This is a genomic window from Actinomadura kijaniata, assembly GCF_014138665.1.
Lineage (GTDB): Bacteria > Actinomycetota > Actinomycetes > Streptosporangiales > Streptosporangiaceae > Spirillospora > Spirillospora kijaniata.
The window spans coordinates 1-19,700 of the sequence record NZ_JACJIA010000007.1; the positions used below are offsets into that span (position 1 = coordinate 1).

The 19,700-nt window shown below is 74.2% G+C and carries 17 protein-coding genes; 13 read left to right on the forward strand and 4 right to left on the reverse strand.

The annotated features are described in order from the left end of the window. The first annotated feature begins 347 nt into the window (after window positions 1-347). A complete protein-coding gene (locus HNR61_RS25180) occupies window positions 348-1,553 on the forward strand; it encodes a nuclear transport factor 2 family protein (RefSeq protein ID WP_344457484.1) in 1,206 nt (401 codons plus the stop codon). Window positions 1,554-1,595: 42 nt separating this feature from the next. On the opposite strand, the gene trpD is transcribed toward HNR61_RS25180, so the two are convergent. Continuing rightward, window positions 1,596-2,645, reverse strand: coding sequence for an anthranilate phosphoribosyltransferase (trpD, locus tag HNR61_RS25185; RefSeq protein ID WP_182845677.1), 1,050 nt, complete (start codon window positions 2,643-2,645; stop codon window positions 1,596-1,598). A gap of 67 nt (window positions 2,646-2,712) precedes the next feature. After that, the gene (locus HNR61_RS25190; RefSeq protein WP_246443779.1) at window positions 2,713-3,111 is read right to left on the reverse strand and encodes a response regulator; all 399 of its coding nucleotides are present in this window, start codon (window positions 3,109-3,111) and stop codon (window positions 2,713-2,715) included. A gap of 306 nt (window positions 3,112-3,417) precedes the next feature. On the opposite strand from HNR61_RS25190, the gene ctaE reads away from it, so the two are divergent. The 5 genes from ctaE to HNR61_RS25215 all read left to right on the forward strand — a co-directional run bounded on the left by ctaE (window position 3,418) and on the right by HNR61_RS25215 (window position 9,002). Beyond that, on the forward strand, window positions 3,418-4,080 hold the full coding sequence (gene ctaE / locus HNR61_RS25195) for an aa3-type cytochrome oxidase subunit III (RefSeq protein WP_182845679.1): 663 nt from the start codon (window positions 3,418-3,420) through the stop codon (window positions 4,078-4,080). Between the two features lie 40 nt (window positions 4,081-4,120). Next, window positions 4,121-5,032, forward strand: coding sequence for a cytochrome bc1 complex diheme cytochrome c subunit (gene qcrC, locus HNR61_RS25200; protein ID WP_182845680.1), 912 nt, complete (start codon window positions 4,121-4,123; stop codon window positions 5,030-5,032). Next, a complete protein-coding gene (gene qcrA, locus HNR61_RS25205) occupies window positions 5,029-6,132 on the forward strand; it encodes a cytochrome bc1 complex Rieske iron-sulfur subunit (RefSeq protein ID WP_182845681.1) in 1,104 nt (367 codons plus the stop codon). Before qcrC ends, qcrA begins: the two co-directional genes overlap by 4 nt. Then, window positions 6,129-7,781 carry a cytochrome bc1 complex cytochrome b subunit gene (gene qcrB / locus HNR61_RS25210; protein WP_182845682.1) on the forward strand — a complete coding sequence of 551 codons (1,653 nt, stop codon included), beginning with the start codon at window positions 6,129-6,131 and terminating at the stop codon, window positions 7,779-7,781. Before qcrA ends, qcrB begins: the two co-directional genes overlap by 4 nt. A gap of 93 nt (window positions 7,782-7,874) precedes the next feature. After that, window positions 7,875-9,002 carry a glycosyltransferase family 4 protein gene (locus tag HNR61_RS25215; protein WP_182845683.1) on the forward strand — a complete coding sequence of 376 codons (1,128 nt, stop codon included), beginning with the start codon at window positions 7,875-7,877 and terminating at the stop codon, window positions 9,000-9,002. Window positions 9,003-9,021: 19 nt separating this feature from the next. On the opposite strand, the gene HNR61_RS50085 is transcribed toward HNR61_RS25215, so the two are convergent. Continuing rightward, on the reverse strand, window positions 9,022-9,897 hold the full coding sequence (locus HNR61_RS50085) for an alpha/beta hydrolase (RefSeq protein WP_182845684.1): 876 nt from the start codon (window positions 9,895-9,897) through the stop codon (window positions 9,022-9,024). A gap of 155 nt (window positions 9,898-10,052) precedes the next feature. Here HNR61_RS50085 and HNR61_RS25225 point away from each other — a divergent pair, with 155 nt between their 5' ends. Together HNR61_RS25225 and HNR61_RS25230 are read left to right on the forward strand one after the other, a co-directional pair. After that, complete coding sequence (locus HNR61_RS25225) at window positions 10,053-10,877, forward strand: hypothetical protein (protein ID WP_182845685.1); 825 nt, start codon at window positions 10,053-10,055, stop codon at window positions 10,875-10,877. A gap of 431 nt (window positions 10,878-11,308) precedes the next feature. Beyond that, window positions 11,309-12,877 (forward strand): penicillin-binding transpeptidase domain-containing protein, encoded by a 1,569-nt coding sequence (locus HNR61_RS25230; RefSeq protein WP_182845686.1) that lies wholly within the window; start codon window positions 11,309-11,311, stop codon window positions 12,875-12,877. Here the strand turns inward: HNR61_RS25230 and HNR61_RS25235 are convergent. Beyond that, complete coding sequence (locus tag HNR61_RS25235) at window positions 12,863-14,053, reverse strand: MFS transporter (protein ID WP_182845687.1); 1,191 nt, start codon at window positions 14,051-14,053, stop codon at window positions 12,863-12,865. The two genes, HNR61_RS25230 and HNR61_RS25235, sit on opposite strands and share 15 nt — an antisense overlap. A 75-nt stretch (window positions 14,054-14,128) precedes the next feature. Here HNR61_RS25235 and HNR61_RS25240 point away from each other — a divergent pair, with 75 nt between their 5' ends. From HNR61_RS25240 to HNR61_RS25260, 5 genes are all read left to right on the forward strand, one after another. Continuing rightward, window positions 14,129-14,761, forward strand: a complete 633-nt coding sequence (locus tag HNR61_RS25240; RefSeq protein WP_182845688.1) for a TetR/AcrR family transcriptional regulator — start codon at window positions 14,129-14,131, stop codon at window positions 14,759-14,761. A gap of 167 nt (window positions 14,762-14,928) precedes the next feature. Beyond that, window positions 14,929-16,608, forward strand: a complete 1,680-nt coding sequence (locus HNR61_RS25245) for a M23 family metallopeptidase (RefSeq protein ID WP_182845689.1) — start codon at window positions 14,929-14,931, stop codon at window positions 16,606-16,608. Further along, window positions 16,589-17,350 carry a ferric reductase-like transmembrane domain-containing protein gene (locus HNR61_RS25250; RefSeq protein ID WP_182845690.1) on the forward strand — a complete coding sequence of 254 codons (762 nt, stop codon included), beginning with the start codon at window positions 16,589-16,591 and terminating at the stop codon, window positions 17,348-17,350. Before HNR61_RS25245 ends, HNR61_RS25250 begins: the two co-directional genes overlap by 20 nt. Further along, window positions 17,347-18,867 (forward strand): NADH-quinone oxidoreductase subunit NuoF family protein, encoded by a 1,521-nt coding sequence (locus HNR61_RS25255; RefSeq protein WP_182845691.1) that lies wholly within the window; start codon window positions 17,347-17,349, stop codon window positions 18,865-18,867. Before HNR61_RS25250 ends, HNR61_RS25255 begins: the two co-directional genes overlap by 4 nt. Before the next feature lie 180 nt (window positions 18,868-19,047). Then, complete coding sequence (locus HNR61_RS25260; RefSeq protein ID WP_312898090.1) at window positions 19,048-19,695, forward strand: DUF4142 domain-containing protein; 648 nt, start codon at window positions 19,048-19,050, stop codon at window positions 19,693-19,695. The last annotated feature ends 5 nt before the right edge of the window (window positions 19,696-19,700 follow it).

Genomic DNA, 19,700 nt, shown 5'->3' on the forward strand with positions numbered 1-19,700 from the left:
CGCCCCCACACCCCCGGCAGGGGCCCTGCCCCCACACCCCCGGCAGGGCTCCGCCCCACACCCCGGCAGGGGCTCCGCCCCTACAACCCCGACGCGGACGCTGCCCCGGCAACCCCGGCAGGGTTCCGTCCAACGCCCCGGCAGGGCTTCGCCCCACACCCCGGCAGGGACGCCGTCCCCTGCAACCCCTCGTGGGGCTTCGCCCCACATTCCGGTGGACCTTCGTCCCACACCCTGACAGGGACTCTGGCGGGGGCTGCCTTCGCGTTCTTCCTCTCCGGTCTTTGGGGCGGCTTTTGGCTGGGGGAGTGAGGGCGGCTCACGCCTGTCAGGCATGCGTTTCTCGCATGGCTACTCTGCGAGATCTGCGCTTGTCGCAGGTCTCGTGCTGTCGCACGCTGGGACGCATGACCGCACCGCACACGATCGCCGTCCTGGGGTTGGGCCGTATGGGGGCCGCGATCGCGACACGACTTGCCGATCACGACTGGGACGTCGTCGGTTGGACGCGCTCCGGGCGCTCGGCAGGGGCCCTCCAGGCGACCGGCGACCCGAGGGACGCGGTGGCCAAGGCCGACCTCGTTCTCCTGGCGCTGTTCGACGGCCGGGCCTGCCGGGAGGTCCTCGACCACGTTCACGGGGCGTTGCGAGCGGGCGCGGTCGTGCTGAACATCAGCACCATCGCTCCCGCCGAGGCGGCGGGCCTGGCCCGGTGGCTCGGCCCGTCCTACGTCCACGCGCCCGTGCTCGGCTCCGTGCCCGCTGTCGCCGGCGGGGACCTGCGGATCCTCGCCGCCGCCGACCAGGGCGCGTTCGACCGGGCCCGGCCGGTCCTGGAGGCGCTGGGCACCGTGCGGCGCGTCGAGGACGCCGCCACCGCCGCCGCCCTCAAGCTGGTCGCCAACCACAGCCTCGCGGGTGCCGTCCTCGCGTTGCGCGACTCGCTGCGGCAGGCCGACGCCCTGGAACTGCCCCGCGCCCAGGTGCTGGACGTCCTCGAACTCGGCCAGCTCGGCGGGCTCGTGGCCCGCAAGCGGGCCTTCCTGTCCGGGGAGCCGGCCACCGCCGCGGCCCAGTTCACGATCGGGGCGCTGGCCAAGGACATGGCTCTGCTGGCCGCCGCGTCGAACACGCCCCTGCGCGGCGCGGCCGACCTGGCCGGCGCCCCTGATGCCGACATCGCTCTTGCCGCCACGGTCCCCGCCGTGGACGAGGCGGTCCTCGAACCGCTCCGCGCCTACATCCGCGGGCACGCCACCGGCGACCCCGCCCACTTCCGCGACGCGTTCCTGCCCAGCGCCCACATCGAGGGGATCCGGGACGGCGCGTTCGTCTCGTGGGCCCTGGAGGAATACTGCGCCCTGTTCCACGGACGACCGGCGCCGGACGAACCGGCCCGCTCGCGCCGCATCGACGCCATCGACGTCCACGGCACCGTCGCGACCGCGTCCATGACGCTCTGGCACGGCGCGGACACCTTCACCGACATTTTTCTGCTGGTCCACGTCGACGGCGGCTGGCGCATCGCCAACAAGGCCTACCACCGGCGCTGATCGGGGACGGGTGCGGGACGTTCCCGTCCCGCACCCGGACGATCAGCTCTGGTAGCGCTGGGCGGTCTCCGCCCAGCGGGTCATGAGGGCCGCCGCCGCCCCCGAGTCCACCGCCCGGCCCGCTCGTTCGTAGGCGGCCGCCAGGGTCTCGGTCAGCTTCTCCGTGGGGGGCGCCCCCTCGTAGGCGGCGATCAGGGCCGCCGCGTTCAGCAGGACCATGTCGCGGACCGGGCCCTTCTCGCCGTCGAACGTCTCGCGCGCCACGTTCGCGTTGAACCTCGCGTCCGCGCCGCGCAGGTCCTCCGGACGCGCGGGGGGGATGCCCAGGTCCGCCGGGTTGAACGTGGTCTCCGTCGCCGCGCCGTCGCGGACCACCCACACGGCCGAGGTGCCCGTCGTGGTCAGCTCGTCCAGGCCGTCGTCGCCGCGGAACACCAGCGACGAGTTGCCGCGTTCGGCGAACACGCCCGCGATGATCCCGGCCATGCGCGGGTGGAACACCCCGACCGCCTGCGCCGTCGGCCGGGCCGGGTTGGTCAGCGGGCCCAGGAAGTTGAACACCGTCGGCGTGCCGAGCTCGCCGCGGGCCTTGCCCGCGTACTTCAGGGCCGGGTGGTAGCGCGGCGCGAAGCAGAACGTGATGCCGACCTCCTCGGCGACGCGCGCCGTCGCCTCCGGGGTCAGGTCCAGCGGGATGCCCAGCTCCTCCAGCAGGTCCGCCGCGCCGCAGGAGGACGAGGCGGCGCGGTTGCCGTGCTTGACGACCTTCACGCCCGCCGCGGCCGCCACCACCGCCGCCATCGTGGAGATGTTCACCGTGTGGGCGCGGTCGCCGCCGGTGCCCACCAGGTCGGCGATCCGGCCGGGGACGTGGATCGGGGTGGCGTTGGCGAGCATCCCCTCGGCCATGCCCGCCACCTCGGCCACCGTCTCGCCCTTGGCGCGCAGCGCGACCGCCAGGCCGGCGATCTGCACGTCGGTGGCCTCCCCGGTCATGATCTTGTGCATGGCCCAGGAGGCCTCCTCGCCCGACAGCGAATCGCCGTCGAGCAGGGCGTTCAACAACGCCGGCCAGGTCGTACGCGCATCCATTGCTTCCCCCAGAAAGTGGTGGGTCTGGGGGATGCGCGGGGGCGCGCACCCCCCGGCGAACAGGTGACTACAGAGCCGGAAGGCGGTTGTCGGCGCGCCAGCGCAGCAGTTCGGCCACGGCCTTGGCCAGGGCCATCGGGTCCAGCGGGAGGCTGATCACCTTGTCGGCGCGCGACCAGGTGGCCAGCCAGCCGTCGTCCCGGCGGGCGATGATCGCCAGCACCGGCGGGCAGTCGTAGACCTCGTCCTTGGCCTGGCGGCACACGCCCAGCCCGCCCGCGGGCTGGGCCTCGCCGTCCACGATCACCAGGTCGATGTCGCCCTCGTCCAGCCGGGTCACGACGGCGGGCTGGGTGGCGATCTCCACGAACTCCACCTGCGGGAGGTCGGCGGCCGGGCGGCGCCCGACGGCGAGCCGGATCTGGGCACGGGTGTTCGCGTCGTCGCTGTAGACCAGAACCTTCATCGGACTCTCCGGGGCGTGGCTCATGGCAGGCAAGGCTACCGGTTCGGACCCCCGCCGCACGAGAGTCGCGGCGGGGCGGCGGCGCGGCGGGTCGCCGCGCCGTCGAAGCCGCATCGTTCCCCCAACGCGCCCGGCGATCAAGGGGGCGGGGACGAAAACCGGCGCGAGCGCCCTCGGGAACCCCGGAGACGCTGGTACCGGGCGGTTTTCGGGGGTCCGCCGGGGCCCGCGCGCGCACCTGCGATGACACGCTCGGGAACTCCAGGAGGGGGGTCATGCGTCAGTGATGGAACGGGTGACGTAATAATGCTGCCCGTGGCAACAGCATCCGCGATAGAGACAACACCTCACGCTCGGGCGAATCGTCCCAACCTGGTCAGCGTGGGGACGATCGTTTGGCTGTCGTCCGAGCTGATGTTCTTCGCGGCCCTGTTCGCGATGTTCTTCACGATCCGCTCTGTGACGATGGGCCAGCACGGCGAGCACTCGTGGCCCGGCGCCGAGCTCGACCTGCCGTTGGCGGGCTTCAACACCCTGATCCTGGTGCTGTCCTCGGTGACGTGCCAGATGGGCGTGTTCAAGGCCGAGGCCGGCAAGGTCGGCCGGGACGGCGGCCTGCTGAACTTCCGCAAGTGGGGCCTGCGCGAGTGGTACGTCCTCTCGTTCCTCATGGGCGCCTACTTCGTCGGCGGGCAGGTCTACGAGTACTACAACCTCGTCACCCACGACGGCCTGACGCTGTCCTCGTCGGCCTACGGCTCGGTGTTCTACCTGACCACCGGCTTCCACGGCCTGCACGTCACCGGCGGCCTGATCGCGTTCCTGTTCGTGCTGGGACGTACCTACGCGGCCAAGCGGTGGACCCACGAGCAGGCCACCAGCGCGATCGTCGTGTCCTACTACTGGCACTTCGTCGACGTGGTCTGGATCGGCCTGTTCGCGGCGATCTACCTGCTCGACCTCCACTGACCGCTTGACCACCGACGACAAGACCCGAACGGGGAATTCCGTGAAAAGGTTCACCGCATGGCGACGGCGCCCGTGGGCGGGCTACGCCGTCGTGCTGGCGGCCCTGGCGGCGATCGGCGTCATCTACGCCGGCTTCACGCCGCAGTCTGACCGCGCCGAGGCGGCGAACGCGACCCAGGCGGCCGCGGATCTTGAGAACGGCCGACAGCTGTACAACAAGAACTGCGGCAGCTGCCACGGCCTCAACGCCGAGGGCACCAAGGACGCCAAGGGCAAGCCCATCGCGCCAAGCCTGCTGGGTGTGGGCGCCGCATCCGTCGACTTCCAGGTCAGCACGGGCCGCATGCCCGCGATGAACCCTGGCGCGCAGATGCCGCGCAAGAAGCCGGTCCCCGACTTCGACACCACCATCCGGACGGACTACGCCGAGCCCGAGAAGCGCGAGGCCGCCGAGAAGCAGAAGGCCCGGGCCGAGAAGAACCTGGCCGACCTGCGCGAGTACATCCAGAAGCTGGGCGGCGGACCCGAGGTCCCGCCCGCGTCCGCCGTCGACCCCAAGGGCGGCGACGTCGCGGTCGGTGGCAAGCTGTTCCGCACCAACTGCGCCCAGTGCCACAGCTTCGTGGGCTCGGGCGGTGCGCTGACCGGCGGCAAGTACGCCCCTCCGCTGGACAGGAACGACGTCACGCCCACCCAGATCTACGAGGCCATGCTGACCGGCCCGCAGGCGATGCCGGTGTTCAACGACACCACCCTCACCCCCAAGGACAAGCAGGCCATCATCGCCTACCTGGTCCAGACGCGTGAGGAGCCCAACCCGGGCGGCAACGGCCTGGGCCGCATCGGCCCGGTGTCGGAGGGCCTGGCCGGATGGCTGGTCGGGATCGGCCTGCTGGTGCTCGCGGCCATGTGGATCACCGCGAAGAAGCCGAAGAAGCTGAAGAAGTCATGAGCGACAACAACGAGACCGCGGGCCCGGTGAACGAGCCACGCGAGGACGGCCCGGTCCGCAAGGTCGGCACGCCGTCGCCGGCGGAGGACAACACTCTGCTGGCCCAGGAGGAGTACCCCGCTCCGGCGGGCGCCGGCGAGGAACTGGACGAGAGGGAGGCCAAGAGGGCCGAGCGCATCGTCGCCTCGTTCTTCCTGCTCGCCTTCGCCGCCAGCGTGGCGTTCATCGTGTACTTCATCGGCTGGAGCGGCCGCGACGGCGGGATGCACGGCATCCACCGGGCCAAGGAGTCCAACCTCTGGCTCGGCGGGATGATGGCCCTGGCGTTCCTCGCCATGGCCATCGGCGTGACCATCTGGGTGCGCCGCCTGATGACCAGCAAGCCGATCGTCCAGGAGCGGCACGCGCTGGAGGCCGACACCGGGACGCGCCGGGCGTTCACCGAGGCGTTCCTGGAGGGCGCCGAGGACAGCGGCATCACCAAGCGGCCGCTGCTGCGCCGCACGCTGCTGCTGGCCGCCGCGCCGCTGGGCCTGGCCCCGCTGGTGCTGCTGCGCGACCTCGGCCCGCTGCCGGAGAAGAAGCTGCGCCACACCTACTGGGGCGAGGCGGTCAAGGCGGCCAAGGCCAAGGGCCGCAGGGGCGTGCGCCTCGTCGTCGACGGCACCAACAAGCCGCTGAAGGTGAGCGACTTCGCCAGCCCCGGCGGCATGATCACCGTGCTGCCGGAGGGCATCGAGGAGAACGCCCACCACCCGATGAACGAGGTCGCCAAGGCGGTGACCATCCTGATCAACGTTCCGGCCGACCAGTTCAAGCCGGCCAAGGGTCGGGAGAACTGGCACGTCAACGGGATCGTGGCGTACTCGAAGATCTGCACGCACGTCGGCTGCCCGGCGGCCCTGTACGAGCAGACCACCCACCACATCCTGTGCCCGTGCCACCAGTCCACCTTCGACGCCACCGACGCCGCCAAGGTCGTGTTCGGTCCGGCCGCGCGTCCGCTGCCGCAGCTTCCGCTGGGCGTCGAGGACGGCTACCTGATCGCCACCGGGGACTTCCCCGAGCCGATCGGCCCGAGCTTCTGGGAGCGCGGATGAGCGAGGCAACGGCACCCAAGGCGGTCGAAGGGCCGCTGAACTTCCTGGACGACCGGCTGGGCTCGACCACCTTCTTCAACCGCAACCTGAAGAAGGTCTTCCCGGACCACTGGTCCTTCATGCTGGGCGAGATCGCCCTGTACAGCTTCATCATCCTGCTGCTGTCGGGCACCTTCCTGACGCTCTGGTTCCACCCGAGCATGATGGAGACCCACTACGACGGCTCGTACACGAAGCTGCAGGGCGTGAAGATGTCCGAGGCCTACGCCTCGGCGCTGCACATCAGCTTCGACGTCCGCGGCGGCCTGCTCATGCGGCAGATCCACCACTGGGCGGCGATCCTGTTCATGGCGTCGATCATGGCGCACATGCTGCGGGTGTTCTTCACCGGCGCCTACCGCAAGCCGCGCGAGCTGAACTGGCTCATCGGCCTCGGCATGTTCACGCTGGGCATGGTGGAGGGCCTGTTCGGCTACTCGCTGCCGGACGACCTGCTGTCGGGCACCGGTCTGCGCATCACCCAGGGTGTGGCGCAGTCGATCCCGCTGGTGGGCACCTACATCTCGATGTTCCTGTTCGGCGGTGAGTTCCCCGAGGGCAACTACGGGGACCTGATCCCGCGCCTGTTCACGCTGCACGTGCTGCTGATCCCGGGCATCATCCTGGGTCTGGTGACCGCGCACATGATGATCATGTGGCACCAGAAGCACACCGCGATGCCGACGCAGAAGCAGACCGAGAAGCAGGTCTACGGCTACCCGTTCTACCCGGTCTTCATGGCCAAGACGGGCGCCTACTTCCTGTTCACCTTCGGCGTGGTGGCGCTGCTCGGCGCGTTCGCCCAGATCAACCCGATCTGGCTGTTCGGCCCGTACGACCCGGGGGCGATCTCCTCGGCGTCGCAGCCCGACTTCTACATGGGCATCCTGGAGGGCTCCCTCCGCATCATGCCCAACTGGGAGATCACGGCCGCGGGCCACACGCTCAGCCTGAACGTGCTGATCCCGGCGCTGCTGCCGCTCGGCATCGTCTTCGGCGGCGCGGCCATCTGGCCGTTCCTGGAGCAGTGGGTGACCGGCGACAAGCGGCACCACAACGTCAACGACCGTCCGCGCAACGCCCCGGTCCGCACCGGTGTGGGCATGGCCGCCGTCACCTTCTACGGCGTGCTGTGGCTGGCCGGCGCCAACGACGTGCTGGCCGAGCGGTTCCACCTGTCGCTGTTCGCCACGACCTGGTTCTTCCGGGCCACGGTGTTCATCGCCCCGGTGCTGGCCTACATCATCACCAAGCGGATCTGCCTGGGCCTCCAGCGCAAGGACGCGGCGATCGCGTCCCACGGGGTGGAGAGCGGCATCATCGTGATGTCGCCCGACGGCAAGTTCTCCGAGCGGCACGAGCCGGCGAGCCAGGAGCAGATGTCGGTGCTGCTGTCCAAGGAGCGGGCCAAGGAGCAGGCCCCGGTCGCGGACGCCAACGGCATCCCCGCGCCGAACAGCAAGGGCCCGATGGGCTACGTGCGGTCCCGCCTCCAGCGGGCCTGGACGTTCGACGACATCCCCGTCGAGAAGCACGACCACGGCCATGACGGCGACGGCCACGACGGCCACGAGGTCGAGGGCAGGGAGACCAAGCAGATCAGCCACTGATCCGCTGTTCGCCACGCGCGGGGCCCGTCACCGGAACACCGGTGACGGGCCCCGTCGCGTGTCCGCCGCCGGGGCGCCCGTATCCTGGGGGAAATGACCAAGACGCTCGTGGTGACCAACGACTTCCCCCCGCGGCCGGGCGGTATCCAGGCGTTCGTGCACAACCTGGCGGCGCGCCGCCCCGAGGGCTCGGTGGTGGTCTACGCGCCCGCCTGGAAGGGGGCGGCGGCGTTCGACGCCGCGCAGCCGTTCCCGGTGGTGCGGCACCCGACGTCGCTGATGGTCCCCGAGCCGTCGGTGCTGCGGCGCGCCGGGGAGATCCTGGCGGCGGAGGGCTGCGACTCGGTGCTGTTCGGCGCGGCGGCCCCGCTGGGGCTGCTGGCCCCGGCGCTGCGGCGGCGGGGCGCCGGGCGGCTGGTCGGGGTCACCCACGGGCACGAGGCGGGGTGGGCGTCGCTGCCGGTGGCGCGGGGCCTGCTGCGGCGCATCGGCGACGGCGTGGACACGCTGACGTACCTGGGGGAGTACACCCGGTCGCGGATGGCGCGGGCGCTGTCGCCCCGGGCGGCCGCCCGGATGGCGCGGCTGGCGCCGGGCGTGGACGAGACGGTCTTCCGCGCCGGGGCGGGCGGCGACGAGATCCGCGCGCGGCACGGGCTGACCGGGCGTCCGGTGGTGGTGTGCGTGTCGCGGCTGGTGCCCCGCAAGGGGCAGGACGCGCTGGTCCACGCCTGGCCGCGCGTGCTGCGGGCCGTTCCGGACGCGGCGCTGCTGCTGGTCGGCGGCGGCCCCTACCGGGCGGAGCTGGAGCGGCTGGCCGCCGACCGCGGGGTCGCCGGGTCGGTGGTGTTCACCGGCAGCGTGCCGTGGGAGGAGCTGCCCGCGCACTACGACGCGGGCGACGTGTTCGCGATGCCGTGCCGGACCCGGCGCGGCGGCCTGGACGTCGAGGGCCTCGGGATCGTGTACCTGGAGGCGTCGGCGACGGGGCTGCCGGTGGTGGCCGGCGACTCGGGCGGCGCGCCGGACGCGGTGCTGGACGGGGAGACCGGGGTGGTGGTGCGGGGGCGTTCGGTGCCGGACGTCGCGGCGGCCCTGGTCGACCTGCTCACCGATCCCGGCCGCGCCCGCAAGATGGGCGCGAGGGGCCGGGAGTGGGTGGAGCGCGAGTGGCGCTGGGGGATCCAGGCCGAGCGCCTCGGTGCCCTGCTGGGCCGGTAGCCGCGCCGGTGACCGGCCGTCAGTGGTCGGTCGAGTAGAGCGCGTGGGCGGCCTGGCGCATGGGCGACATGCCGTCGGCGGTCTCCCGGACGTCGCCGCCCCAGGTGTGGGAGTAGCGCAGCCGGTAGGGCGCCGGGCCGCCGAGGTTGCGGACGCGGGTGTGGCCGACGCCCTGGCCCCGCAGGTAGGTGATCTTGTGGCGGGCGCGGGCGGCGAGCGCCGACGGCACCTTGACGGGCCCGTCGTCCTCGGCGGAGAACAGCGTCCAGTCGGTGCCGCCCTCCCCCTGCGGGTGCGGGACCGTGGCCAGCCAGCGCAGGAAGGGGCTGCCCCTGCGCAGGTCGCCGCACTGCTTGTAGGCGAAGCGGCACTTCATCCCCTGGTAGGGGGCGGCGAGCGAGACGGCGTTGCGGACGCGCAGGGAGGGCGGCCACGCGGAGGACCTGCCGCCGTACTTCTGCACCCCGGCGACGGCGGCGGCCGCGACGAGCCCGCCCATGGAGTGCCCGAGGACCGCGACCGGCCGTCCCCGGCTGGTGTGGTTGCGGTAGATGTCCCAGGCGAGCTGGCGGGACAGCTCCTTGAGCGGGGTGTCGCGGGTGCCGGGGACGACGCGGGCGCAGTTGGTGTCGTCCCGGTAGTAGCCCCAGGTGACGATCTCTCCCCGGAAGCCGTGGCGGCGCAGCTCGCCGAGCGTGACGCGCCAGGTCTTGGCGCAGTCGGAGGTGCCGTCCCACTGGACGCCGTGGACGAGGTAGACGGCCTCGGTCGCGGGCGGCGGCAGCGGTTTGGGGCGGGGGCGCGGCGCGGCGTCCGGAGCGAAGGGGACGAACCCGCACGCGGCGACGGCGGCGGCGACGGCGCCCGCCACCAGGACGGACCGGACGTGACGCACTCGGGTCCCTTCTCCGCTCTCGGGGTTTCGTCAGGGTGAACGACGATCATAGAGAGGATCGGGGGCGGGGCCGTAACGGACCGTCCCGGAACGGTCCGGGATCTCGTCGGGACGCCGACCGCCCGCGCCGGGGCCGGTGATGGCAGGATCGAGGCATGGCGGACGTCGAAGGCACCTGGACGCCGGTCCCCGGTACGGCCGTGGCCTGGCTGAACGAGCTGGACCCCGACCACTGCTACTCGGGCTTCGAGCCGCCCCGCGGCCCCGACGCGGTGTGGCTGCTGCACGCCATGTACGTGTGGAGGCAGGGCCTGGTCACCACCACCCACGACGACCTGCACCGGTCGATCCGCGCGGCCGGGCTCGCCGAGCCCGACCCGGGGGCCGAGCCGGACGCCGAACCGGGCGCCGAGCCGGGCCGGGACCTGGGGGACCTGCTGGAGGGCCTGGTCGTCACCGGCACCGAGCTGGGCCGCAGCGGGCATCCGGGGGCGGGCTGGCGGCGGCTGCGGTGGGCGGAGCTGGCGCGCGGGTTCGGGGAGCCGGTGGTGCCGGAGGGGGAGCTGCCCGGCCACCGCTGCCTGCGGCGGGCGCACCCGACGGGGAGCTGGTCGGCGGCCGTGGCGCCGCCCGCCGAGGGGTGCCTGGACCGGGAGGGCTGGCACCGGCTGATGGGGGTGCTGGAGCGGCACAGCCCGGCCGGGCCCGACACCCGCTGCCTGGCCTACTACTGCCCGCTGGTGACCGCCGAATGGGACGAGGAGACCGTGCTGGCCGGGCGGCTGGGCGACGCCGGGGCGCTGTACGACCATCCGGCGGTGAACAGCTGCCCGTCGAACCTGTGGGCGGAGGACCGCTCGTGGGTGGTCTACTGCGACTGGGACCTGTGGGGGACCAAGGTGTCCGGTCCCACGCCGCTGGTGGAGGACCTGCTGGCCGACCCCGAGCTGGAGGCGCTGCGGCTGCCGTGGACCGGCTGAGGGCCCGGCGCGCCGGTTCCGGAACGGGGCCCCGTCCGCGCCGCTGTCGGGGCCCCGCCCCGGAACCGGCGTCCCGAGGGGGCCGCGCCGGCGTCCCCGGAAAGCTGTTCCGCGGCGGCCCGGGGGTGGAGCCGTCCCCGAACCCTCCTCTGGGGGAGAACCGGAGGCGGGCGCCTGGCGGGGACGGCGGGCAGTGGACCGGACGCGGGCGGGGGACGCCGGGCGCGACCCCGGCCTTTCGGTGATGCGCCTCCGAAGTTAGAACGCTCCGGATCCGACGGCACGCCGGTTAAACCCGACTTAAGGGACAGATCAGAACGGAATAAGTCCCCCACCCAGGTACACCAGCCCCAAACCGGAATGGGGCGATGGCTGGGCTTTCCCAGTGCCCGGTGGGATGATCCCCGCGGATCCCGGGCGGGAGGGCGTGGATGCGGGCGCGGGGCGTTGCGGGGCTGGCGGGGGCGCTGGCCGTGGTCCTCACGGGCGGGCTGGGGGCGGCCCACGTGTTGCGGGCCGACCGTGAGCCGGGCCCCGAGCGGGTCGCGCGCGACTACTTCGCCGCCTGGCGGCGCGGGGCGCTGGACGAGATGGCCGGGCTCGTCGCCCGGCCGCCCGCCGACTTCGCCGACCAGCACCGGGCGATGGTGCGCGGCCTGACCGTCTACTCGGTGGCGCTGGAACCGGGGCCGGTCACGCGGCAGGGCGACACCGCGCGCGTCGAGTTCACCGCCGACCGGGACGTCGCCGGGCACGGATCGTGGCGCTTCCGGTCGACGCTGCGGCTGGACCGCCGGTCGGGCCGCTGGCGCGTGGCCTGGACGCCCGACGCGCTGTATCCCGGGTTGAGGGGCCCGGCCGAGTGGCGGCTGCGGCAGATCCGTGTGCAGCCCGTCACGTTCACCGCCCGCGACGGCGGGGCGCTGTCCGGCGACGGGCCGCTCGGGCCCTACCTGACCGACCTCACCGACCGTTACGACGCGGCGGACGGCGAGGATGGGGACGACGAGGAGTCCGAGCCCGCCACCGCCTGGGCGGTCGAGGTGCGCGACCGGGCCGGCGGGGAGTTCCGGCGGCTGAAGCTGCTGGGCGCGCCGCGCGGCGAGAAGGTCCGCACCACCATCGACCCGGACGTGCAGGCCGCCGCCGAGAAGGCGCTGCGGGGCGCGCCCGGCGACGGCGCGGTCGTGGCGCTGCGCCCGTCCACCGGGGAGGTCCTCGGGATCGCCGACACCCTCGGCGGGCAGGGCGCGTTCGTCAACCTGTACCCGCCGGGCTCCACGTTCAAGGTGGTGAGCGCCGCCGCGCTGCTGGGCCGGGGGATGGGCGGGGGCGGCGCGGTGGACTGCCCGGCCCGCGCCGTCGCCGCGCAGCGCACCATCACCAACCACGAGGGGGCGTCGCTGGGCCGCACCACGCTGCGCCGGGCGTTCGCCGAGTCCTGCAACACCACGTTCGCGACCCTGACCGTCGGCCGGAGCCGGGCGGCGGGGCTGGCGTCGGCGGCCGGGGCGTTCGGGTTCGGCGAGCGGCTGTGGCCCGGCGCGGCCTCGGCCTACAGCGACTTCCCCAAGACCGGTGAGGGCGCCGAGCTGGCCGAGTCGGCGATCGGCCAGGGCCGCGTCCAGGCGACGCCGCTGCTGATGGCCACGGTCGCGGCGGCCGTGGCGGACGGCTCCCGGCGTTCGCCGCGCCTGCTGGAGGCGCGGAGCCTGCGCAGGGCCGGCGGGCGGACGGCGCCGCCGCGCCCGGTGCCGGGCGCGGCGGCGCTGCGGGACATGATGCGCGCGGTCGTCACCGAGGGCACCGCCGCGCGGGCCGGGCTCCCGGCGGGAACGGCGGGCAAGACGGGAACGGCGGAGATCGGCGGCGGCGGGGACCCCCACGCCTGGTTCATCGGCTTCCGCGGCGACGTGGCGTTCGCGGTGTTCGTCGCCGGGGGCGGCTCGGGCCCCAGGGTGGCGGCGCCGGTCGCGGCGCGCTTCCTACGCGGTCTGTGACGCGCTCCGGGCGGTGAGCGCCAGCAGCAGCGCGCCCGCCCCGAACAGGGCCGCCAGCGCGTAGGACAGCGGGGCCAGGCCGCCGCCGGTGAGCGCCCCGGCGAGCTGGGGGCCGAGGCTCGCGCCCACGAACAGCAGGGCGGTGAACAGCGAGCTGGCCGGACCGCGCGCCGCCCCGGCGCGGGCGCCGATCGTGTCGATCAGGCTGGGCGCGGCGACGGCGACCCCGGCGGTCAGCAGCATCAGCAGCACCGCCAGCCCGGCCGTGCCGGGCGTCAGCAGGCCGGTGAGCAGCGCCGCCGCGCCCGCCAGGGCCAGGGCCAGCCCGGCGCGCAGCGGGGCGTTCACCCGGGCCAGCAGCGGCATCAGGAACGGCACCGCCAGGATCACCGGCAGGCCGCTGGCGCGCAGCCCCAGCAGGCCGGTGACGCCGGTGAGCTGGAGCCCGGTGAACACCGCCACGAACCCGGTCAGCACGGTCGGCACCGCCGCGTAGATCAGCCGCAGGTCGCGGGAGACCAGCAGCGACGGCATCGCCCGGTAGGCGTCCAGCGGGGAGCGCCCGGCGTCCGGCGCGTCCGGCAGCATCACCCGGTGCAGCGCCACCGCCGCCAGCGCGAACAGCGCGGCCCCCGCCACGAAGAACCACCGCCAGCCGTACCCGGCCACCGCCTGCGCCGCGACCTGCGCGATCGCGGCGGCGGCCAGGAAACCGGTGGTCATCGCCGTCACCGTGACCAGGCGGCGGCGCGGCTCGATCCGCTCGCCGACATAGGCCATCGCCACCGGCGGGAACGCGCCCATCGCCATGCCCTGCGCCACGCGCAGCGCCAGCGCGACGCCGAACCCGGGCGCGGCGGCCAGCGCCGCCGTCAGCACGGCCGCGCCCGCGACCCCGGTGACGATCACGCGGCGGCGGCCGTACCGGTCCGACAACGGCCCGAACAGCAGGAACCCGGCCGCGTAGCCGAAGCCGTAGACCGTCATCAGCCAGGTCACGGCGGCGGGGGTGGTGTGCCACCGCCCCGCCATCGCGTCCACCAGCGGGATCAGCCCGTAGAGCTGGCCGGTCGCCAGCAGCGCCGTGAACGAGAAGACCGCGGCGGTGCGGCCGAACGGCGCGGGGCCCGCCGCGGGGCGGGCCAGGGGGAGCGGGGGGTGCAGTACCTGCGTCATGCCGCGGGACATTAGCCAACCAACCAGTTGGATGTCAACCAACCGGTTGGTTATCGATCGGCTATGATGCGGCCCATGCCGAAGCACGCCGACGCGAGACCCGCCGGGCCCGCCGACTCCGCCCGCGCCGCCGCCACCAAGGAGGCGCTGCTGGCCGCCGCCCACGACGAGTTCGCCCAGCACGGCATCGCCGGGGCCCGCGTGGACCGCATCGCCCGCCGCGCCGGGGTCAACAAGGAGCGGATCTACGGCTACTTCGGCAGCAAGGAGAAGCTCTTCGACGCGGTCGTCAAGCGCGCCCTGGACGACTTCGCCCGGGTGACCGCCGGTCCCGGCGACGACGGGCCGGTGGAGTACGTGGGACGGCTGTTCGACTACTACCGCGAGCACCCCGACCTGCTGCGCCTGCTGATGTGGGAGTCGCTGCACGAGCGCACCGACGACCTGCCCGACCGGCAGTGGCGGGTCGAGCTGTGCGGGAGCCGCGTGGACGCGCTCGCCGAGGCCCTCGGCGAGGAGCGGTCGCCCCGCGTCGCGCGCACGATGCTGGCGCTGAAGGCCCTGGCCATGATGCCGCTGGCGCTGCCGCAGATCGGCTCGCTCATCGGCGTCGACCTCGACGACCCGGAGGAGGCCGGGGCGATGCGTGAACATCTGCTGGCCTTCGCGCGTACCGCCCTGTCGGACGGGCCCGCGGGCCGCTCCTGACGGATTTTTTCCGGCAACCCCTGGCATTGGGGCTCTTGGGGCGTATGCTCCGGGGGTGACGCGGTAGGAGCGAGCGGGCTCCGCGACCGTCGTCCACCCTTTCTCAGGAACCCTTCGGCCCTCGCCGTCGTCCGCGACGCTCTCCGCCATCTCCAGCAGGAGAGGGAATGGCGCGACGCGAGAGCAGGCATGTGCCCTACGACGAGGCGCAGAACGACGCGCATGCCGCCTTCTGGGCGGACCCGTCCGCCCGTTCCCGCCGGCGCGGCCGGCGGCGTGACGCGGAGAAGGCCCGTCCCCGTCAGACCCCACGGCCCGCCGCACGCCAGGGCGTGCGGGACGAGCCGCGGCGGGACGCACCCCCCTGGCAGGAGCCCCGGCCGGAGCCGGGACGCCCGGTCCGGCAGCAGCCCAGGCAGCGGTCCCCGCGCGAGACGGTGCGGGACGAGCCGCTGACCGTGCTGCCCTGGGACGTGCCGTTCGACGCGCGGGAGTGGGGCGCCTCCGCCCCCGACGCGCGGCGCGCGGCGCCCCGGGCGGAGCGGCCCCAGCGGCCCGAGCCGCCCCCCAGGAGACCGGAGCCGCCGCGCGCCCCGGCCCGGCGCAGGCCCCCGGCGCGGCGCCCGCACGGCCCGGCCGACCGGCTCGGCACCGGGGCGCTCGTGCTGTCGATCATGGTGGGCCTGGGGCTGCTGGCGGTCGTGGAGCGGACGCTGCTGGAGGGCGGCCCGATCGGCGGCACCGACACCGTCGGCGCGCAGGGCCGCGCCGAACGGTCCCGCCCCCGCGCGACCCGCCCCGCCCAGGACCCGCCGCGCACCGCCCCCGCGCGGCCCGACCGGGACCGGGGCGGCGCCCCGGCGCCCGTCCCCGACGTCCAGGCGCTCACCGACCGGGTCCGCCGGATCACCCTCCAGGAGCGCGGCGCGGCGGCCCGCCAGAAGTACGGCGCGGCCGGCACGGCGCAGCCGATCGTCGGCACCGACCGGATCAGCCGCGACCGGACCTGGGCGTTCGGCACCACCACCATCCCCGTGCCGGACGACTCCGCCGCCCTCCCCGAGGTCGCGTTCTTCGCCGCCCGCTGGACCCCGCGCAGCGGCTGGCAGGCGGCGCTGTCGGGCACCTCCGGGTTCGGCGCGCTGCTGACCCGGATGCCGCCCGCGCTGATGTCGGCCGACGAGGCCCGCGCGCTGAACCGCCACGCCACGGTCACCGCCGAGCAGGCCGCCGCCGCCGTCAACGGCGCCCGCGCGGGCGACGGCCTGATACTGCCCTGGCGGGTCGGCGCGACCTGGTCGATGGGCGCGGTCCCCACCCGCAACTCCCCGCGCCCGCTGGGGTCCCTGACGTTCTGGGGCGGCGACGGCACCGTCACCGCCGCCGGCGACGGCCGCCTCTACCGCTTCTGCTCGGCGGGCGGCGGCGGACTGGTCCTGCTGGTCCACCCCAGCGGACTGGCCACCACCTACTACCGGATGCGCGACGTCGTCCGCGTCCGCCCCGGCAGCCTGGTGCGGCGCGGCGAGCCCCTCGGCCGCACCGGCACCCAGCGGCCCTGCGGCGGCGCGCCCGCCCCCCGGCCCGACGTGCAGTTCGGGCTGCGGCGCGGGGCCGACGACGTCCCGTTCGAGGGGGCGCGGCTCGGCGGCTGGACGTTCCGCGAACGCGCCGCCCCGCTGCTGGGGTTCGCCGAACGCGGCGACATCCAGGTGCTGACCGGCGGGCTGCTGGCCAACCTCGGCCTCGCCGCCGGTCCCGCCCGGTCCGGCGGCCCCAAGGGCGAGCGCCCCGCGAAGAAGCCCGCCAACGACAAGAGGAGACAACGTGAAGACCCGCAGCAGTGAGGATCCGCTCCTCCCGACCTGGGCGCTGGCGGCCACCGCGTTCGGCGCGCTGATCGTGACCGTCGGCGCCGTCACGCCGCCCGGCGCGGCCCTGGCCGGGGGCCTGCAGCGGTTCCTGTCCTTCTACGCGGGCGTGTTCACGCTGCTGACGATGACCACCGCCGTGGTCACCGGCGTGCTGGCCTCCGAACGCGTCCTCCTGCGGATCCACCACCGGGTGCTGTTCCAGGGCGTGCACCGCGCCGCCTCGGTCCTGGCGGTCACCTTCGTCGTGGCGCACCTGCTGGTGAAGGTGCTCGGCGGGGTCGCCGCGCCGGTGAACGTCGTGGTGCCCGGCGTCGACCCGGTCGGGCTCGGCACGCTGGCGTTCCAGCTCATGCTGGTGGTCGCCGCGACCGGCGTGCTGCGCGCCCGGTTCGCCCGCCGCGCCCGGCCGTGGGTGTGGCGGTCCCTGCACTCGGTCGCCTACCTGGCCTGGCCGGTCGGCATCGCGCACGGCCTCACCGCGGGCCGCGCCCCCGCCAACTGGGTGGTCCTCGGCTACGTGCTGTGCATGGGCGCGGTCGCGCTGGCCGTGCTCACCCGGCTGGCCGTCTCGACCCGGCCGCGCCGGATCGGCCACGCCGGGGAGGGCCTGACGCCCGCCCCCGAGCGCCGGCCCGCCGCGTCCCGCGCCGAGACGCCGGTCCCCGAGCCCCGCGCCACGGTCGGCGACCCGCGCGGCACCCGGGTGGCGCGATGACCTCGACCTCCACGATCACCGTCTCGGACCTCGGCGGTCCCCGGCTGACGCTGGGGTTCGACCGGTTCGACCGCCTCGACCTGGAACGCCACCAGGCCGTGCACGGCAAGCTGCGCACCCCGCTGCTCGACGAGATCGTCAAGGCGGCCGAGCAGGTCGGCATGCGCGGCCGGGGCGGCGCGGGGTTCCCGTTCGCCCGCAAGCTCATGGCCGTCGCCGCCCGCGTCGTGCACCCGTCGGCCGACCAGACCGACCTGCTGCCCGGCGAGGGCGCCGACGACCGCCTGCCCGGCGAGGACGCCGTCGTGGTCGTCAACGGGGCCGAGGGCGAGCCGGGCAGCTGCAAGGACAAGGTGCTGCTCACCCGCGCCCCCCACCTGGTGCTGGACGGCGCGCAGATCGCCGCGACCGCCCTCGGCACCCAGCGGATCGTGGTCGCCGTCGAGAACGACGAGGCCGCCCGCTCGGTGCGGGCCGCCATCACCGAACGCCGGATGCCCGCCCGCGTCGTCCGCCTCACCGAACGGTTCATCTCCGGCGAGAGCGGCTCGGTCGTCCGGGCGATCAACGGGGACGTCCCCATCCCGTTCGGGGTGAAGGTCCGCACCGCCGAGTCCGGCGTCGACGGCTGCCCCACCCTGCTGTCCAACACCGAGACGTTCGCGCAGCTGGCCGTGCTCACCTCGCTCGGCCCCGACCTGTACGCCTCGGTCGGCACCGAGGACGAGCCCGGCACCACGCTGCTGACCGTCGGCGGCACCCAGGTCGTCGAGGCCCCCTACGACACCCCGCTGACGGCGGTGCTGGAGTACTGCGGCGTCCCGGCCGGGCAGGGCGTGCTGGTCGGCGGCTACCACGGCATGTGGCTGGACCCGCCCGCGGTGCGCCGCGCCCGCCTGTCCGGCAAGGGCATGCGCGCGGTCGGCGGCACCGTCGGCGCGGGCATCATCCTGCCGCTGCCCGAGGGCACCTGCCCGCTCGGCGAGGTCACCCGCATCGCCTCCTACCTGGCCGCCCAGTCGGCCGGGCAGTGCGGGCCGTGCCGGATGGGCCTGCCGGACGTGGTCCGCGCCCTCAACGCGCTCACCGAGGGCGCGGCGTCGGTGGAGGACGTCCGCCGCGCCGCCGCCGTCGGCATGGGGCGCGGCGCGTGCGGCCACCCCGACGGCACCGCCCGGTTCGTGCTGTCGGCGATGGACACGTTCGCCGCCGACATCGCCGAGCACCGGTACGGCGGCACGTGCGGGCAGTCGACGTTCGGCGTGCTGCCGCTGCCGGTGCCCGACGGCTCCGAGGGGAGGGTCGCCATCGACTGGAGCCGCTGCGACGGCCACGGCCTGTGCGCCTACCTGGTGCCCGAGCTGATCCAGCTCGACCGGTACGGCTTCCCCGTCGTGCTCGGCACCGACATCCCCGCCTGGATGGAACGCGACGTGCAGCGCGCCGTGTCGATGTGCCCGGCGCTGGCGCTGCGCGTCACCAACGGCATGTCGCGAAGCCCGGCCCGGCGTTCCTGAGAACGCGCCGACAATCCGGCCGGTGTTTTCCGGCCGGATTGTCGGCATGCCTTTTTCCAGGGTCCTGAAAAACCTCCGATAAATGCTGTTCCGGCTGAACCGGGAACGGCGTCGGCGCGTATTTCCCTACGACCCCGCGCCGGGTCGTTTCGGAGAACGCGGAAAGGAGGCGGATTCCCTGTGAGGAAGTCCTACGGCCGCCGGATGCGCCGCATGCGCCGGATGGCGAACGCCCGGTGGATGCTGGCGGCGGCCGCCGCCGTCGCCGTGGCGCTGGCGGCCCTGGTGGTCCTCGGCCGGTCCGGGACCTCGGCGGGCAACGCGTCCGCCAGCGTCGCGGGCAACCCGACGGGGACCGTCCAGACCCGCTGGGGTCCGCTGTCGGCCACCGACCGGTCGCTGCTGGAGGCCGTCCGCCGGGCCGGGCTGTGGGAGATGCCCGCCGGCCAGCAGGCCCAGGAGCGCGCCTCCAGCGCCAAGGTCAAGGAGGTGGCGGACATCATCATGGAGCAGCACATGCGGCTGGACGCCGACGTGCGCGCCACCGCCGCCAAGCTCGGGGTGATGCTGCCCATCGAGCCCAACGCCGACCAGAAGCGCTGGCTGGCCGAGCTGTCGAGCAAGGCCGGGCCCGACTACGACCAGACGTTCGTGCTGCGGCTGCGCGCCGCGCACGGAAAGGTCTTCGGCGTCATCGCCAAGACCCGGGCCAGTACCGAGAACACCGAGATCCGTGCTTTCGCCGAACGCTCGCTGCGTTATGTGAACACGCACATGGCTCTGCTGGAGAGCACCGGACTGGCCACCAAGGCGTCCCTTGCCTCGTGACCGCA